The following is a 17065-nucleotide window of genomic DNA, read 5'->3' as shown; positions in this document are numbered from 1 at the left end:
AAAAGCCTCCCCTTATTCTTCGCGTTTTTTTCTTGGCGGTCTTTCACCCCAGTATTGGAATAAATCCGTACGCAAAGCACCGTTGTAAAGCTTTCTTTTCTTGGTCGCTTTGGCGCCGTAAAATTGTTCAAACGCTAAATCACTTGTTAAAACATAGGTACTCCAAGTTTTTAGTGGACGAAAAACTTGACCCATTTCTTTATATAACTTTCGAACCGTTTCCTCTTCGCCTAAACGTTCACCATAAGGTGGATTGGCAACAATTACACCATATTCCTTATCCGTTGTAAAGTCCTTAAGCGCCAGTTGTTTAAATTGAATCGAATCGCCCAAACCGATTTCTTCAGCATTCGCTTTAGCGATTTCGATCATCTTTCCATTGATATCTGATCCCATGATATCCAATTTAATATCATAATCTGCTTTTTCATCCGCTTCAGCACGTACTTTATCAAAAATCGTCTTATCAAACCAATCCCATGTTTCACAGACAAATTCACGATTAAAACCTGGTGCAATATTATGACCAATCAATGCCGCTTCAATACAAATCGTTCCTGATCCACAAACCGGATCATAGAATGGACGATCTTTACGCCAGTTAGTCAAGGTCACTAAAGCAGCAGCCATATTTTCTTTAAGTGGTGCCCCACCTTTTTCAATTCGGTAACCACGTTTAAATAAACTTGGTCCTGTTGTATCAAGAGTGATTGTTACATGATCTTTCAAAAGAGCCACTTCTAGCTGGAAAAAAGCACCTGTTTCAGCTAAAGGAACAGAAGCAGGACGGTGGTAAACTTCTCTCAGACGGTTTACGATTGCTTTTTTGGTAATTGATTGGCAATCTGGCGTACTATATAGCTTTGATTTAATCGATTTACCTGCTACTGGAAATTCAGCATCCATAGGTAAGTAATCCTCCCAAGGTAAAGCTTTTACCTTTTCAAATAATTCGTCAAAACTAAAGGCATCAAATTCACCTACAATAATCTTGATTCTATCTGCTGTCCGGAGCCATAAGTTTGCAGTCGCAATTGTTTCCATTGTTCCATCGAATAACGCTTTTCCGTTTTCTACCTGACAAGGGATATCAAGATCTCTTAATTCTTTTCCAACTAAAGCTTCTAGTCCACTTGCTGCAGTTGCAACTAATTTAAATCGTTTTTCTTCTGCCATATTGTCTCCTCATAATACTTATCTATTTTTAAATCTTATTTTTTCTTTAAAAAAAGCCTTCACAACAATGTTGGAAGGTCATCCTGATACTGTAATTTTCTATAAGCCATGTTCTGTATTGATTTTCTCTCAGGCGAAAAAATCAATGGTCATCATCTATCTGCAGACAGTCTTACTATCTACCTCTTCTACTCGTTCATTTCCTTTAGAAGAGTGCCCCTACCATTGTTTGGGTTGCTCGCTCGAGGGGTTTACCGCGTTCCACCAATCTCGTTTCCCAGATTGCTTCGTCACTGTGGCACTTTCAAGGGTACTTTGACATAGCCGAGACCTTAGTCATTTTTCCTGCCGTTACTCTATAAATAGAGTACCTTAGCTTATGTTTTCGCTAAGCACGAACACTACAGACATCTCAGTCTGTGCGAGCATGGACTTTCCTCAGCTTGATTTAACAAGCCGCGATCACCCGAAAATTACAATTTACTATTAATCATTCAAAAGTGTTTAAATAGGGCTCTGTAAAAAAACACAACACAAGCCTAATCTATTCAAATTTGTTCTACACAATTTAATTAAATTTGAGAATTAAAACTGACGTGTTTCAGAAAAATCAGTTGAAGAATCATAATGATTAGATTCATAATGATTGTTTTGCATTGAATTTGATACAGGAGTGTCTTCTAATTTTTTACCAAACACTTCACGTTCTAAATTAGATAGACGTTTCAAAATATCAAAGTTTGTCACTGCAGCGCTTTTCGGAGCTTCTTGGCTACTACGCGGCATTGCTTGTTGTACTTTTGATACTTGATCTACTTTTGCTAATAAACGATTATTTTCTTCTTTTAGCATTAAAATTTCTTTATTATACGCTTCATAGTCTTTAATAACGTTATCTAAAAATTCATCAACTTCAACGGGATCATACCCACGCATTTTTGTTTTAAATTCTTTCTGTAAAATATCTTTTGGACTGTATACTAAATTCGCCATATTTACACCTCGTTATTTTCTTTGGTTATCAAAACATAGTTCAACAGAATAATTGTATCCGAAAATCGATAGAAAATCAATGATATTCTCACTCTTCTGTCGAGTTTTGTAAATCAAGCATCGTTATCAAACGGATTTCATAGAGATTTTTTTCACTAAAACTCTCACAATCTTTTAAAAAATAAGCAGTCTTTCCGGGATATTCTTGATCGTAAATCAACAGACTAGCCCCTGTATGATTCAAAAGAAAATTCGTATGCATTTTCAACTGCGCTGGTGATTGATAAGGCTGATGACTAACAGCATTTACGTAATCCGATAAACTTTCAACTTTTTTTAATAATAACTGATTTTTTTCGTTCCAATTCTCGCCAAAACCTTGAAAAGGATAAATCAATCCTAATTTTAATTCTGGATAATCATTCTTCAATTCTCCCACTACTTCAGCTGCCCACATCTCTACTCCAAGATTTCCTGAAACTAATATCCATTCCAAACCATTCTCAAGATAGGAAATAATTTCATTTTTTAAAACATTTTTAATAACTGTGATTTTTGGATCGTTTTCTTGAAATACCGCTATTTCAAAGCTTCGATAACCTGTAATATAGAGCGTTTTAACCAATTCCATAGACATTCCTTTTCTTTCACTTCGTTTTTTTGCTATAATGGGTTAGCTAGGAGTGTGATACATATGGCTTTTCATTACCCCAATGGTACTCCTTACTTTAATGATGACGTACCAAAGAAAAGAAAGCAAGTAAAAAAGCAACAAGCCATTCAATTTGGTAAAAGAGGCATGGATTTTGAAGAAGAAATCAACCAATCGAATACATACTACTTAAATAATCAACTGGCTGTTATTCATAAAAAACCAACGCCTGTGCAAATTGTTAAAGTAGATTATCCTAGACGGAGTGCAGCGGTCATTAAGGAAGCTTATTTTAGACAAGCATCGACCACAGACTATAATGGTGTTTACCGTGGTTATTATCTTGATTTTGAAGCAAAAGAAACGAAAAATAAAACTTCGTTTCCATTAAAAAATTTTCATCAGCATCAAATCGACCACTTCTCTCATTGTTTGAAACAAAATGGTCTGTGCTTTGTGCTTATGTGGTTCTCTTCATTAAATAGATGCTTTTATTTAGATGGACAATTGTTGATTGATCATTGGTCTAACCAAGCAGTCTCTGGCAAAAAATCACTACCCCTCTCAACCCTTGAAAAGGATGGGATAGAAATAAAAATAGGAATTGCGCCTAGAATTCCTTATTTAGATGCAGTAGAAAAACAAATTGAAATACTGGTAAATAAAGGAGTTGCTATACATGACAACTGAAGCTGTAGGATCTAGATCTTCTAAATATCAACAGCAGGAAACCCCTTCAACTAACGGAGGCTCCGCGAATCAGAAAAAGCCTAGAAAGAAAAAAAGAATTTTTTTACGAATTCTCCTTATCTTATTTGCACTTGGTTGCCTAGCTTTTCTATCTGGTGTGGCTCTTTTCTGGTCTTATGCTAAAAATGCCCCAAAATTAAGTGATGCAGAATTGAGTGCAACCTCCTCTTCTAAACTTTATGACATCAATAATGTCGTATTTGAAGATTTAGGTTCTGAAAAACGAGAATTAATCAAACCAACAGAAGTCCCACAGTTATTAAAAGATGCTGTCGTTTCTGTCGAAGACAAACGTTTTTACAAACATGTTGGGGTCGATCCTATACGAATCGTAGGCTCTGCACTATCGAACCTAAAAAGTGGTGGACGTCAAGGTGGGAGTACGCTTACCCAGCAACTAATCAAATTGTCGTATTTCTCTACGGATGAAAAGGATCAAACGTTAAAAAGAAAATCTCAAGAAGCTTGGATGGCGTTACAATTAGAAAAAGAAAAATCAAAAGAAGAGATTTTGACTTACTATATTAACAAAGTCTATATGGCCAATGGAATCTACGGTATGGAAACAGCTGCCGAAACTTATTTTGATAAAACATTAGGAGAATTGAATTTAGCTCAAACCGCTTTGCTGGCTGGAATGCCTCAAGCACCAAATGACTACGACCCTTATACTCATCCTGACTATGCGAAAGAAAGACGGGATGTTGTCTTACTGACAATGTATGAAAACAAGAAAATTTCAAAAACAGAATATGATGAAGCAAAAGCAACACCTGTTGAAGACGGACTAAAACCACTTGAACAATCTAATGAAAATCGAAAATTAGTGGACAATTATGTAACAGAAGTAATTGCAGAAGTTGAAGCAAAAACCGGTAAAAATGTTTATACTGATGGCCTTGATATTTATACTAATTTAGATATGGATGCTCAAAAACATTTATACGACGTTGTTAATACAGATGATTATGTTCAATACCCTGATGATGATTTCCAAGTGGCTTCGACTGTGATTGATGTCAAAAGTGGTCGTGTAGCTGCCCAAATTGGTGGTCGAAAAATCCCAGATGATGTCCAATTAGGAGAAAATTTAGCAATCAATACAGGACGTGACGTTGGTTCAACAATGAAACCAATCGCTGATTACGGTCCTGCTATCGAAAATTTAGATTACTCTACTGGAACGATTTTACATGACCGACCAACAAATTATCCTGGAACAAATACTGGCGTCACCAATTCTGATTTGCAGTATTATGGCGATATTACTATGCGTAGAGCTATTATGGGCTCTCGAAATACAACTGCTGTTCAAACATTAGATGCGGTTGGAAAAGATAATTCATTAGCCTTCTTAAATAATTTAGGTATCAATTTTAAATCAATGGAATACGCAAATGCGATTTCAAGTAATACAGCACAAGATGGAACTAAATATGGCGTTTCAACCTTAAAATTGGCGGGAGCGTATGCTGCCTTTGCTAATGATGGTGTTTATAATAAACCCTACTACGTTAATAAGATTGTCTATCAAGATGGAACCGAAGAAAATTATGAATCAGACAGTAAACGTGCGATGAAAGATTCAACCGCCTATATGATGACAGATATGTTAAAGGATGTAATTAATGGCGGTACTGCATTTAACGCTGCGGTCCCTGGTCTGGTTCAAGCCGGAAAAACCGGAACTTCAAACTATGATGATGCTGACTTAGCTGCAATCAACTCTCCGACAGCTGAAATTGCACCCGATAGTACATTTGTTGGCTATACTCCTAACTATGCGGTCGCAGTTTGGACAGGATATAAAGATCAAAAAACTCCGATTACTTCTGAATTTTGGAGTACCGCTTCTGAAATCTATCGAGAAATGATTACCTATCTTTCTTTAGGTCGTTACACCGATGATTGGACTATGCCTGAAAATGTCGTTAGAATCGGAAACGAATTGTATGTTAAAGGTGCTTATGAAGTAACGACACCTGTTCCTAGTGTCTCTGCCGAAGTACCTGAGTCGACAACGCCTAGTTCAACTCAGCCGTCTTCAAGCCAATCAGTGGAACAACCTAGCAGTGTGGCACCTGAACAACCAACATCGTCTAGTTCCTCTGAACCGATTCAGTCTTCAAGCAATACTGAACCGAATACGTCTAATTCTAATAACGGAACGGTCAATTCGGCTGCAACTGACGCCCAAAACCGAAACAACAACCAAAGTCCTTCTGGTTGATTAATAATGAACAAGCTGTTCGCTTAAAAATAAAAACACAAAACGCGTGAGTGAAAAACTTTCGCGTTTTGTGTTTTTTTATAAAGCTAAAACAAAATTATTATCATTCTTACTTAAATTTTTGGCTAAACTCTTAGACAAGTTCAATTATTGATTCGCTAAAGCTGCACCAACAAAACCTTTAATTAGTCTTTGCGGACGATTTGGTCTAGAGATTAATTCTGGATGGAATTGACAACCGACAAAGAATTTTTTCTCTGGAAGTTCAACAATCTCGACTAAACGATTATCTGGTGAAACACCTGAAAAGACTAGACCATTATCTTCAAATAATTGACGGTATTTGTTATTGAACTCATAGCGATGACGATGACGTTCTTGAACGACTTCTTCTCCTAAATAAGCTTCAGCCGTCGTTGTATTTTTCTTAATTTTACATGGATATAATCCTAAACGTAACGTTCCCCCAAGGTTTTCAATATTTTCTTGATCTGCCATTAAATCGATAATATTATTGGTAATTTCAGGATTATTTTCAGCAGAGCCTGCATCTTCTAACCCTACTACATTGCGAGCAAATTCAACACAAGCCATTTGCATTCCTAAACAAATACCTAAGAAAGGCACATCATTTTCACGAGCAAAACGAATAGCTTCGATTTTCCCTTCAATTCCTCGATCACCAAAGCCACCAGGAACTAAAATGCCATCTGCATCCCCTAAAATGCTTGCTACATTTTCAGCAGTCAATTTTTGAGAATCAATCCAATCAATATCAATATCTGAATCAAAGGCAAATCCAGCGTGTTTTAATGCTTCAACAACTGAAAGATATGCATCTGGTAACTCAACATATTTTCCAACAAGAGCAATTTTAGTTTTATTTTTAAGACTCAATACTTTTTCTTCTAACGCACGCCATTCTGTCATATCCGCAACAGGCACATCTAATTTCAAATGATCACAGACAATTTGATCCATATTTTGAGCTTGAAGCGCTAATGGAATAGAATACAATGTTTCCACATCACGAGATTCAATTACTGCTTCAGGCGCTACATCACAGAATTGAGCCAATTTATTTTTAGTTCCTTGAGAAACAGGTAATTCAGTACGAACAACTAAAATGTTTGGCTGAATTCCTAAACTACGTAACTCTTTTACACTATGTTGCGTTGGTTTAGTCTTCATTTCACCCGCAGCTTTTAGATAAGGAATTAACGTTGTATGAATATACATGACATTATCCGCACCAACATCAGCTTTCATTTGTCTTAGAGCTTCTAAAAATGGCAAGGATTCGATATCTCCTACGGTTCCACCCACTTCAGTGATAATGATATCTGAATCTGTCATTTTCGCTGCACGCATGATTTTTTCTTTGATTTCATTTGTAATATGAGGAATTACTTGGACTGTTGCGCCTAAATATTCCCCTTTTCTTTCTTTTCTCAATACTTCAGAATAAATTTTACCTGTCGTAACATTTGAGTATTTGTTTAAATTAATATCGATAAAACGCTCATAATGTCCTAAATCCAAGTCTGTTTCGGCACCATCATCTGTGACAAACACTTCTCCGTGTTGATATGGACTCATCGTTCCTGGATCCACATTGATATAGGGATCAAATTTTTGAATCGTTACTTTTAAGCCTCGATTTTTCAATAAACGTCCTAATGATGCTGCGACGATTCCTTTTCCGATGGATGAAACCACGCCACCTGTAACAAAGATGTATTTTGTCATAATATAAAAAAACCCTTTCCTATAATATATTTTTAGAGAGAAGTTCCTTTTTCTATAAAAAAAGAAAAAGCCCCTATCCAAAATGAATAGGGAGCTGGAATTCAACTTAAAACTTCTGACCTGTTCAAAGGTGCCCAAGTAGTATAATACAAGCAAATGAGATTCAGGTCAAGTGTTTCTATTGAAAGAAAAAAATAAATTAGTATTCTATTCATTTTACAGACAAAATAAAATGGGAGAAAAAACAAGACAAACTATATAACAATCAATCAGCTGATTTTTATGGCTCTATAATTTATGGGACTGATGAATCAGAAATGATTCTTCAGTCCCATTTTTCATATTAAGTAAAAAAAACATATCGTTCTCATGTATGATTAATCTACGACAAAAAACAAACAGAGAGGACGATATGCTCTATGTCAAATGATATCAAAAAAATGCTAAGAATTACAGATAAAAATCTAGTAATTGATGATGTTTCTTACGAAACCTTCCATAAACAAAAAACTTTAGTAATCCATGCCAGTTTATCTTCTGCACCTTGTATCTGTAAAAATTGCGGTTCTACTAGCTATGATTCGCAAGGAAAAAAAAGAATTGTCAAGAATGGAAAAAAGTTAGTTACAGTAAGACTTGAGCAATACAACCATATGCCGACAATTATGAAACTAAAAAAACAACGAGTTACCTGTAAAAATTGTCGCACTCATTGGACTGCCCAAAGTTACTTTATACGACCGAAACAATCGATTGCTAATCAGGTCAGATTCAAGGTCATTGCCTTGCTCAAAGAAAAGGTTTCTCTTACCTTTATCGCAAAATTAGCCAATATTTCGATTACTACTGTTATTCGTATATTGAAAGAACTCAAAACTTATTTACCTAATACAAGAAAAACGACTCTTCCTAGAGTCTTAATGGTCGATGAATTCCGTTCACATGCTAGTGCTGAAGACAAAATGAGTTTTATCTGTGCGGATGGTGAAACGGGACAATTAATCGATATCCTACCTTCTAGAAAATTATCAAAGTTAACCACTCACTTTAAACAATTTTCTACTACAGAAAAGGTCGAATTTCTAGTGACCGATATGAACGCCGCTTATTTCCAACTACTCAAGCACGTGTTCCCAAATGCACAATTAGTCGTTGATCGCTTCCATATCATTAAACATTTAAATAAAGCATTTCAAGACTTTCGTATAAGAGAAATGAAGCGATTAAAGCAGGAGTATCACCTTGAAGCCTATCGAAAAATCAAAGCCAATTGGCGTTTTCTTACTAAAAATAGAATGAACATTACTCACTCTGAATATAAAAGCTGGAGGAGCTTTCGCTCCCCTAAATATCCTTACTTAACTGAAGCTATGATGATTTATCGCTTATTAGACTATTCTAAACCTTTAAAAGAAGCCTACGATAGTTTTCACAACTTGACTGATACGTTTAGAACAAAAGATCCTGATGAATTTTTTACATTACTTAACGAGCTTCCAACTACTTTAGATGATGAGTTTCGAAAGAAACTACAAACCCTTTTTAAGTTTGAAGAAGGGATTCGCAATGCCATGATTTATCCATACTCTAACGGTAAATTAGAAGCAAAAAATACACATATTAAAACCCTTAAGCGCATTTCCTATGGATTTAAATCATTTGAGAACATGAAAATACGAATTTTTCTGATTAACGGTTTGATTGAGATAACATAACAAAAAAATCAGAATGAAAGAGTCGTTCCTCCATTCTGATTTTCAATTAATCTTGCTTATCAGTCCTAGTTGACAAAGAGCCATTTTTATATAGATTCTCTTGTTTAAAATGGTTGACTCTTAAATTAATTTCTCATTTTAGTAAAAAACTTATTCTTCTTCATCCAAGTATTCATCATCATACTCATCGTCATCAACATCATCGTCATCAATAATGGTTAAGTCCTCTTCGATACCTGGCAATTCTTCCTCTTCATCATCACTATCAGCGCCGATTTCTTGCAAGTCAGAATTGTATGCTTTGATTTCTTCATCTTCATCGTCATCATCTTCATACATTTCATCATCTTCTGTTAATTCAGCGTCTTCTGGATCATCGTCATTGTAATCAATCACGTCTTCATCATTTGCATCAATAATAAATGCATTGACTTTCTTACGTTTTCTGCGACGTGGTTTATCTTCCTCGTCATCTTCTAAACCATGAGTAACTTCTTCATCAATAGAATCGATTGGATACCATGAACGTAAGCCCCAGCGATTATCTCCTAATGAGATAAAACTTCCATCAATATTTAAATCAGTATAAAATTGGGCCAAGGAATCACGAATTTCGCTGTCAGATTTCCCAAGATAGTTTTGAATTTGGTTTACTAAATCAGAGAAGTCCATCACATCTTCACGTTGTTCTAAAATTGCATGTGCAACTTCAATCATGGATAATTCAGCTTTATTTAACCCATCAAATGCATTAATTTCCAAACGGTACACGTCCTTTCACAGTCTACTCTTTATCATACAAAAACCTGCCGAAAAAATCAATTAATTCTTAAAATTTAAGCGGTAAATTCTAATTCTAAATGATATTCACCGATTTTTTCATTTTGAGAAAACAAATCATAGTCAATCAAGATTGAACCAGAAACAGGTTGATCTTTCAAACTAAAACGTAAATTTTTTGTGAATGTAGTAATTTGAAATAAGCCATACGGCGTTTTATAGGTTGTTTCTAACCGTTCTTGGTACCCAAATTTCAAGCGCATCCTTAATTCTCCAGCTCGAATTAATTGAATTTTCCCATCTGGTTCTACCTTAATCGTAACAGCCGCAGGACTACCTTCCTCTAATTCTTCTTTATAACGAATATAAAGAGTATCTCCCATTTTAACGATTTGACCAGTCAAATCAAAGAAAAATTCTTTTTTTTCGTCTTCTTGACTCACTATTGTTTTTAATTGAATCGAAACAGTCGTTCCTTGTGATAAGTCCATCAGAAATACTCCTTTATTTATATTAACGCTTCAGCTAGTAGTTGATCAACGACAAGAATCGAACAGCAATGACCAATCAATAATGGTAAAATACTCGCTGCTTTTTCTTGTCCTGAGCCAATAATCATCACATCAGGAATTTCTGTTAAATCTTCTACTTTGATTCCAAGCATTCTTTTACTAATCTCATTGTTCACTGTTTTGCCATTTTTGTCAAATAAGGACGCTACCGCATCTCCTTTGACTTTCGTATTGGCAATGATTTTCATATCTTGTTCATCCATGTACCCCAGTTGTCTCCAGGTAGAGTGTTCATTCGGATTCCCTACTCCAATAATAGCCAAATCAACTTTTTTAGCAGCCTCAATAGCCGTTCCAATCAGTTTAGTTTTAGCTAATATTTCAGCAAGTTCAATCGACTCAGCTAGTGCTGGTGCGTAAAAATAACGACAGCGGCTATTCATTTTTTCTGCTAACTGAAAAACTAAGTGGTTTGTATCAAAATAAAGATGTTCATTTGAGACACCCCCGACTAAAGGACAAACCTCTATTTGTGGAAAAGAAGAATAAGGAATCGCTTCAATCATATCAGCTAACGTCGTTCCCCAAGATAAGCCAATTTTCATTTCTTGTTTTAATTGTTCATTAAGATAGTAAGCAGCAGCTTGGCTAACAACTTGTTGGGTTCGTCGACTATCCTCCGTTTCTTTTGAAGGAACAACAATTACCTCTTTTAAATCATACTTTCTTTCTATTTGGAGAGCTAAATTAGTTGTATACGCTGATTCATCCTTTATAGAAATAGAGACGACCCCTGTTTCTTTTGCTTGTTGTAAAATTTTAGAAACGACTGGACGTGAAATACCCATTTTTTTAGCAACTTCCGATTGAGTAAGTCCTTGCTCATAATACATTGTAACAATTTTCAACATTTTACGATGATTTTCACTTGTCTTCATTAGTTACACTCATCAATTTGCGGGCTGTTTCAACCAACGTTTCGACTTGGGGAATTGCTAAGTATTCTAAATGTTTTTCAGCTGGCATTGGGACAAATGCTCCGCCTAATCGAGCGATTGGTTTCTTTAGTTCTGTCATAATCTTATCTTCTGCAATAATCGCTGCTAATTCACCACTAAAACCGCTGTTTTTCACCGCTTCTGTTACGATAATCACTCGTTTAGTTTTTCGAACAGAAGACAAAATCGTTTCTGTATCCAAAGGGACTAATGTTCTTGGATCAACGACTTCTATAGAAATATTTTCTTTTTGCAATAAGTTAGCAGCTTCAATTGCTTTGGCAACCATAATTCCAGTAGCTACAATTGTAATATCCGCACCTTGACGCTTAATATCCGCTTTTCCGATTGGTAGCACATATGAATCTTCTGGAACAGACATTTTTGTTTTATAAAGTAATTTGTGTTCATAAAACATCACTGGATTGTTATCTGTAATCGCAGCATGCAACAAACCTTTGGCATCATAGGCATTAGACGGCTGAATCACTTTAAGACCAGGAATATGAGCCAGCCAATTTTCTAAACTTTGAGAATGTTGAGCTCCTGCCCCTGTTCCAGAACCGCCTGCCGTTCTCATTACCATTGGTACACTTGCTTTTCCAGCATACATATAATGAATTTTGGCGGCTTGATTCACTAGTTGATCTATTGCTACTGTAATAAAATCTGAAAATTGCAATTCCATAATTGGACGCATCCCAGTCATCGCAGCACCTACTGCAATTCCTGTGATTCCGCTCTCTGAAATTGGTGTATCTCTAACACGAGATTCACCATATTTTTCTTGCAAGCCTTTCGTTGCTCCAAATCCACCACCATAGATGCCAATATCTTCTCCCAATAAAAAAACTTTCGGATCCGCAGCTAAGGCTTCATCTAACGCTTCATTAATGGCCTGTAAATAACTTATTTCTCTCATTTAGCATCCTCCGCATAAACATGATTGAATAACTCTTCTTCCGCCGGAGTATCATCTAACTGAACACTTTCAGCAATATCCTCAATTTCTTGACGTAAGGATTGTTCTAGCACTCGAAAATCAGATTCTGTCATAATTCCTTGATCAATCAACTGCGCCTCTAGTCGATAAATAGGATCATTATTTTCTTGCCAATTTTGACATTCCTTTTCTGAACGATACAAAAGTGAATCGGATTTCGAATGTCCTTTGTGACGATACGTTAAGGCTTCAATTAGCGTAGGACCTTGATTATTACGCGCTTTTTCAACAGCATAAGCTACTGTCGAAGAAACTAACGCAAGATCATTACCATCAATTGTAATTCCTTCAATGCCATAGCTGGAACCGCGATCAGATAATTTTTCAATCGCCACCATTTCTTTAATAGAACTACTCATTCCGTATTGATTATTTTCAATAAAGTAAACCACAGGTAAGTTCCAGATTGCAGCTAAGTTAAGGGCTTCATGGAAACTCCCTTCATTTGTAGCGCCATCACCTGCATAACAAAGAACAACTTGACCAGTCTCTTCCATTTGAGCGGTTAATGCTGCGCCAGCTGCAATGGGAAACCCTGCACCTACAATACCATTAGAGCCTAAATTACCAACGGATAAATCAGCAATATGCATACTGCCGCCCTTTCCTTCATTGGTTCCTGTTTTTTTGCCTAACATTTCAGCCATCATACTACGAATATCGGTTCCCTTTGCAATACAATGACCATGATTTCTATGAGTTGAAATGATTAGATCTGTTTCTTTTAAAGCACTCGCACTTCCCACGGCAGTTGCTTCTTGACCAATACATAAATGCATAGTTCCATAGAGCGCTCCTTCGTCAAATAACGCTTGAAGTTTTTCTTCAAAAGCACGAATGCGCCACATTTGCTTTAATGATTCTATCAGATTTAAAGAATTCGAAGTTGGCACATTCTCTATTTTTTGGTTCACATTACTATCCCCTTTACATTTGTTCGCTACTAAATCATATGTAAACATTTTAGCTTTTTCAACTATTTATAGCAAGAATTAATCAAAACTTTCTCTTTTTTATAAAATTTTTCCAGAAATCAGTCAACACAAGCATTTTTTTCTAATCAAATCGTATATAATAGAAAATGGAGGTGGAACAGATGTTATTTCACGATGAAGAAGCGATGCTTTTTTGCATGCATTGTCAAAAGGAAACACTTCATGATATTGAATACATGGACAAAATCATTTCAAATATTGAATGTGAAAGTTGTCATAACCGAATGAGCATTGATATTGATGCAATGAACCAGTTTTATCATTATTTATATGAACGATTAATTTCAAAACCTGGTCGCTTATCTGAAGAAGCACGACAAGATTTCAATAAATTTCTATCCACTATGCCAATGAGGATCATTAGTAAGCCCGTTCGTTTCACAAGCGAATATAATCAAATGAATAAAGAAGTTAAAGATTATGTGTTGCGATCAAAGCATAATCATGAGGATGAATATGATGAATGATTTCAAAAAACTTGTTTCAGCTGAACAGTCTATTTATTTAGTTGATCAAGGTGTATTAACTGCTCAACAACATTTTGATCCTTTTATTCTGACAGATATTTTTACAGAACTAGCAGGAAACCAAAAAAAAATCATTCTTCATTTTTGGCAACTTAGTCAGACAATGATTTTAGGAATGAAGGATACACGTGTCCTTGATTTAAAAAAAGGATTACTTTCGTTAAAAAATAATCATTATGATGTGGTTGTCCGTAATGCTGGCGGTTTAGGTGTGATTGCCGATTCAGGCATTTTGAACGTATCACTTATTCTTCCTAATTCAGAAGATCATAAACATTCAATCGATCATGCCTATCTTCTTATGCTAGAGTGGATTAAACTTGCTTTCCAAGATTTCCCAATAAAAATCGAAGCCTTCGAAATTCCAACATCTTATTGTCCTGGAACTTATGATTTAAGTATTAACGGGAAAAAATTCGCTGGTATCGCTCAGCGTCGTGTAAAAAATGGTTTAGCTGTTATGATTTATTTGAGTATTACTGGAAATCAATTTGCCCGTGGCGAAACGGTTAAGGCTTTTTATAAAGATAGTTTAGGCGCTCAATTTGGAGAAAACGGCTATCCAGCAGTTGATCCAGATAGCATGGCGAATTTGGAAGATCTTTTACACACAACACTTACTATTGCTGAAGTTAAAAATCGTTTAAAAAATGCAATTGATCAGATTAATCATGAGTCACTGGACACAACTACTCTATTAAAGGAAATCAGTCGTGATTGGTTTAAAAATGAGAAAAAAAGACAATTTGACCGAATGGTACAAAGAAATGAGCTTATTGAATGAGATTGGGACAAAAGCGATTAGCTTTGAGAACCGAGTAAGTATTGTGCAACCTCAGCTCATTTCATTCTCTGTGTTTTACAACAATTTCGGCTTATTTTATAAGAAAGTGAGCGATTCACTTTCTTAGTTGAGATTGCCAGTTGTATGACTGGCTGATTGTTTCTGAAGCCTTTAATTCTTAGAGCTTTAGCTCTTAGAAATTGTTGTGATCGAAGCGTAGCGTACTTTTGCACCACCGTTTATCAGGTCATAAAACAATCGTTTAGAATCGAGCAATTGGACGAACTAGCAGTTATTGCGTTCTTGGCAATGAATGATGGTTTGGAAATTGCCGAGATTCTGATTGTTTTCTGCCGTTTATTCAGGTCATAAAACAATCGCTTAAAATCGAGCAATTGGACGAACTAGCAGTTATTGCGTTCTTGGCAATGAATGATGGTTTGGAAATTGCCGAGATTCTGATTGTTTTCTGCCGTTTATTCAGGTCATAAAACAATCGCTTAGAATCGAGCAATTGGACGAACTAGCAGTTATTGCGTTCTTGGCAATGAATGATGGTTTGGAAATTGCCGAGATTCTGATTGTTTTCTGCCGTTTATTCAGGTCATAAAACAATCGCTTAAAATCGAGCAATTGGACGAACTAGCAGTTATTGCGTTCTTGGCAATGAATGATGGTTTGGAAATTGCCGAGATTCTGATTGTTTTCTGCCGTTTGTTCGGTTTTAAGAAATCAATCAAACGTGGTCTTTACTTTTGTCTCATCCACTATTCGTTAAACGTTAATAAAAAAATACTATAGATAGGAGGTCGTGCTATTCATGTTATACAAAAATCAATTATTGCCTATTGAAAAAGTCTTTAGAGATCCTGTGCATAATTATATCCATGTTCAACATCAAGTAATTTTAGACTTGATTAATTCAGCAGAAGTACAACGTTTGAGAAGAATCAAACAACTCGGTACGTCCTCCTTTACTTTTCATGGGGCAGAACATAGTCGTTTCTCTCATTCCTTAGGTGTCTATGAAATCACTAGACGAATTTGCGATATTTTCCAAAGAAACTATTCTTGTGAAAAACTAAATGAGGATGGGTGGAACGATGATGAACGTTTGGTTGCCCTATGTGCAGCCTTGCTTCATGATATTGGACACGGTCCCTATTCCCATACATTTGAACAAATTTTTAAAACAAACCATGAAGAATTAACAGTTGAAATTATTACCTCACCACAAACTGAAGTATTTCAGATTTTAAATCGTGTCTCAGAAGATTTTCCGTTTAAAGTTGCTAGTGTAATTACTAAAGAATATCCTAATCCACAAGTTGTCCAAATGATTTCTAGTCAAATTGATGCTGACCGTATGGATTATCTATTGAGAGATGCATACTTTACTGGTACAGAATACGGTACTTTTGATTTAACAAGGATTTTAAGGGTTATTCGACCGTACAGAGGTGGGATTGCTTTTGCGATGAATGGGATGCATGCAGTTGAAGATTATATTGTTAGTCGTTATCAAATGTATGTACAAGTATATTTTCATCCTGTTTCTCGTGGGATGGAAGTTATTTTAGACCATCTACTTCATCGAGCAAAAGAACTCTACCATTATTCTAAGGAAACACAAGATTTAAACGCCCAATTCCTAACGCCTTTTTTTAATGGTCATTTCACACTTGATGAATACTTAAAATTAGATGATGGTGTTTTGAATACCTACTTTACTCAATGGATTGATTTACCTGATTCGATTCTTAGTGACTTATCAAACCGCTTTTTATTTAGAAAACCATTAAAATCGGCAACTTTTTCTGGTAATGAGAACGCGCCATTGATTCATTATCTAAAATCTCTGATTGAAAAAGTTGGTTTTAATACAAAATACTATACAGCAATCAATTCAAGTTTTGACTTACCTTACGATTTCTATCGACCTGAAAAAAATAGTCACCGAACACAAATAGAAATCATGCAAAAAGACGGAACATTGATTGAATTATCAAAAGTTAGTCCATTAGTTTCCGCTCTTGCTGGTCAAAGTCAAGGAGACGAACGTTTTTATTTTCCAAAAGAAATGGTTGACCCAACGCAACAACACCATTATGATTTATTTGATGATACCTATCGTGAATTTGCAGCTCATATTCATAATGGGGCATTAGTCGAAAATATAAAGTAATTGGATTTTTAGGAGG

General features: G+C 35.6%; 15 protein-coding genes and 1 other RNA gene. 6 read left to right on the top strand and 10 right to left on the bottom strand.

The features are described 5' to 3' along the window. Window positions 1-12 precede the first annotated feature (12 nt). The 4 genes from ACYSNW_RS04510 to ACYSNW_RS04495 form a co-directional block, all read right to left on the bottom strand. A complete protein-coding gene (locus ACYSNW_RS04510) occupies window positions 13-1176 on the bottom strand; it encodes a THUMP domain-containing class I SAM-dependent RNA methyltransferase (protein ID WP_461743263.1) in 1164 nt (387 codons plus the stop codon). Between the two features lie 97 nt (window positions 1177-1273). After that, window positions 1274-1650: RNase P RNA component class B (gene rnpB / locus ACYSNW_RS04505), an RNA gene on the bottom strand. 111 nt (window positions 1651-1761) lie between these two features. After that, entirely contained in the window at window positions 1762-2169 is a 408-nt protein-coding gene (gene gpsB / locus ACYSNW_RS04500; RefSeq protein WP_461743262.1) for a cell division regulator GpsB, read from the bottom strand. A gap of 88 nt (window positions 2170-2257) precedes the next feature. After that, window positions 2258-2800 (bottom strand): SLOG family protein, encoded by a 543-nt coding sequence (locus ACYSNW_RS04495; protein WP_461743261.1) that lies wholly within the window; start codon window positions 2798-2800, stop codon window positions 2258-2260. A gap of 63 nt (window positions 2801-2863) precedes the next feature. Here ACYSNW_RS04495 and recU point away from each other — a divergent pair, with 63 nt between their 5' ends. Both recU and ACYSNW_RS04485 read left to right on the top strand, forming a co-directional pair. Next, the gene (gene recU / locus ACYSNW_RS04490; protein WP_461743259.1) at window positions 2864-3511 is read left to right on the top strand and encodes a Holliday junction resolvase RecU; all 648 of its coding nucleotides are present in this window, start codon (window positions 2864-2866) and stop codon (window positions 3509-3511) included. After that, window positions 3501-5801 (top strand): PBP1A family penicillin-binding protein, encoded by a 2301-nt coding sequence (locus tag ACYSNW_RS04485; protein WP_461743258.1) that lies wholly within the window; start codon window positions 3501-3503, stop codon window positions 5799-5801. The genes recU and ACYSNW_RS04485 overlap by 11 nt, the downstream gene beginning before the upstream one ends. 147 nt (window positions 5802-5948) lie before the next feature. Here ACYSNW_RS04485 and ACYSNW_RS04480 read toward each other — a convergent pair whose 3' ends face one another. Then, entirely contained in the window at window positions 5949-7550 is a 1602-nt protein-coding gene (locus ACYSNW_RS04480; protein WP_461743257.1) for a CTP synthase, read from the bottom strand. 419 nt (window positions 7551-7969) lie between these two features. Here ACYSNW_RS04480 and ACYSNW_RS04475 point away from each other — a divergent pair, with 419 nt between their 5' ends. Then, the gene (locus tag ACYSNW_RS04475; RefSeq protein ID WP_461743256.1) at window positions 7970-9265 is read left to right on the top strand and encodes an ISL3 family transposase; all 1296 of its coding nucleotides are present in this window, start codon (window positions 7970-7972) and stop codon (window positions 9263-9265) included. 150 nt (window positions 9266-9415) lie between these two features. Here the strand turns inward: ACYSNW_RS04475 and rpoE are convergent, their stop codons facing one another. The 5 genes from rpoE to ACYSNW_RS04450 form a co-directional block, all read right to left on the bottom strand. Beyond that, the gene (gene rpoE / locus ACYSNW_RS04470; RefSeq protein ID WP_461743255.1) at window positions 9416-10027 is read right to left on the bottom strand and encodes a DNA-directed RNA polymerase subunit delta; all 612 of its coding nucleotides are present in this window, start codon (window positions 10025-10027) and stop codon (window positions 9416-9418) included. A gap of 74 nt (window positions 10028-10101) precedes the next feature. Further along, the gene (locus ACYSNW_RS04465) at window positions 10102-10536 is read right to left on the bottom strand and encodes a YwiB family protein (RefSeq protein WP_461743254.1); all 435 of its coding nucleotides are present in this window, start codon (window positions 10534-10536) and stop codon (window positions 10102-10104) included. A gap of 17 nt (window positions 10537-10553) precedes the next feature. Continuing rightward, window positions 10554-11495 (bottom strand): sugar-binding transcriptional regulator, encoded by a 942-nt coding sequence (locus tag ACYSNW_RS04460; protein ID WP_461743253.1) that lies wholly within the window; start codon window positions 11493-11495, stop codon window positions 10554-10556. Next, entirely contained in the window at window positions 11482-12477 is a 996-nt protein-coding gene (locus tag ACYSNW_RS04455) for an alpha-ketoacid dehydrogenase subunit beta (RefSeq protein ID WP_461743252.1), read from the bottom strand. The genes ACYSNW_RS04460 and ACYSNW_RS04455 overlap by 14 nt, the downstream gene beginning before the upstream one ends. Beyond that, complete coding sequence (locus ACYSNW_RS04450) at window positions 12474-13472, bottom strand: thiamine pyrophosphate-dependent dehydrogenase E1 component subunit alpha (protein WP_461743251.1); 999 nt, start codon at window positions 13470-13472, stop codon at window positions 12474-12476. Before ACYSNW_RS04450 ends, ACYSNW_RS04455 begins: the two co-directional genes overlap by 4 nt. 182 nt (window positions 13473-13654) lie before the next feature. Between ACYSNW_RS04450 and ACYSNW_RS04445 the strand changes: the two genes are divergently transcribed. The 3 genes from ACYSNW_RS04445 to ACYSNW_RS04435 all read left to right on the top strand — a co-directional run bounded on the left by ACYSNW_RS04445 (window position 13655) and on the right by ACYSNW_RS04435 (window position 17049). Further along, a complete protein-coding gene (locus ACYSNW_RS04445; protein ID WP_461743250.1) occupies window positions 13655-14020 on the top strand; it encodes a hypothetical protein in 366 nt (121 codons plus the stop codon). Beyond that, a complete protein-coding gene (locus ACYSNW_RS04440; RefSeq protein ID WP_461743249.1) occupies window positions 14013-14864 on the top strand; it encodes a lipoate--protein ligase family protein in 852 nt (283 codons plus the stop codon). Before ACYSNW_RS04445 ends, ACYSNW_RS04440 begins: the two co-directional genes overlap by 8 nt. Window positions 14865-15684: 820 nt before the next feature. Beyond that, entirely contained in the window at window positions 15685-17049 is a 1365-nt protein-coding gene (locus ACYSNW_RS04435; protein ID WP_461743248.1) for an HD domain-containing protein, read from the top strand. Window positions 17050-17065: the final 16 nt, after the last annotated feature.

It is taken from the genome of Enterococcus sp. LJL99 (genome assembly GCF_054871725.1).
The sequence above is the reverse complement of the archived record's forward strand: the minus strand, read 5'-3'. Positions and strand labels throughout refer to the sequence as shown.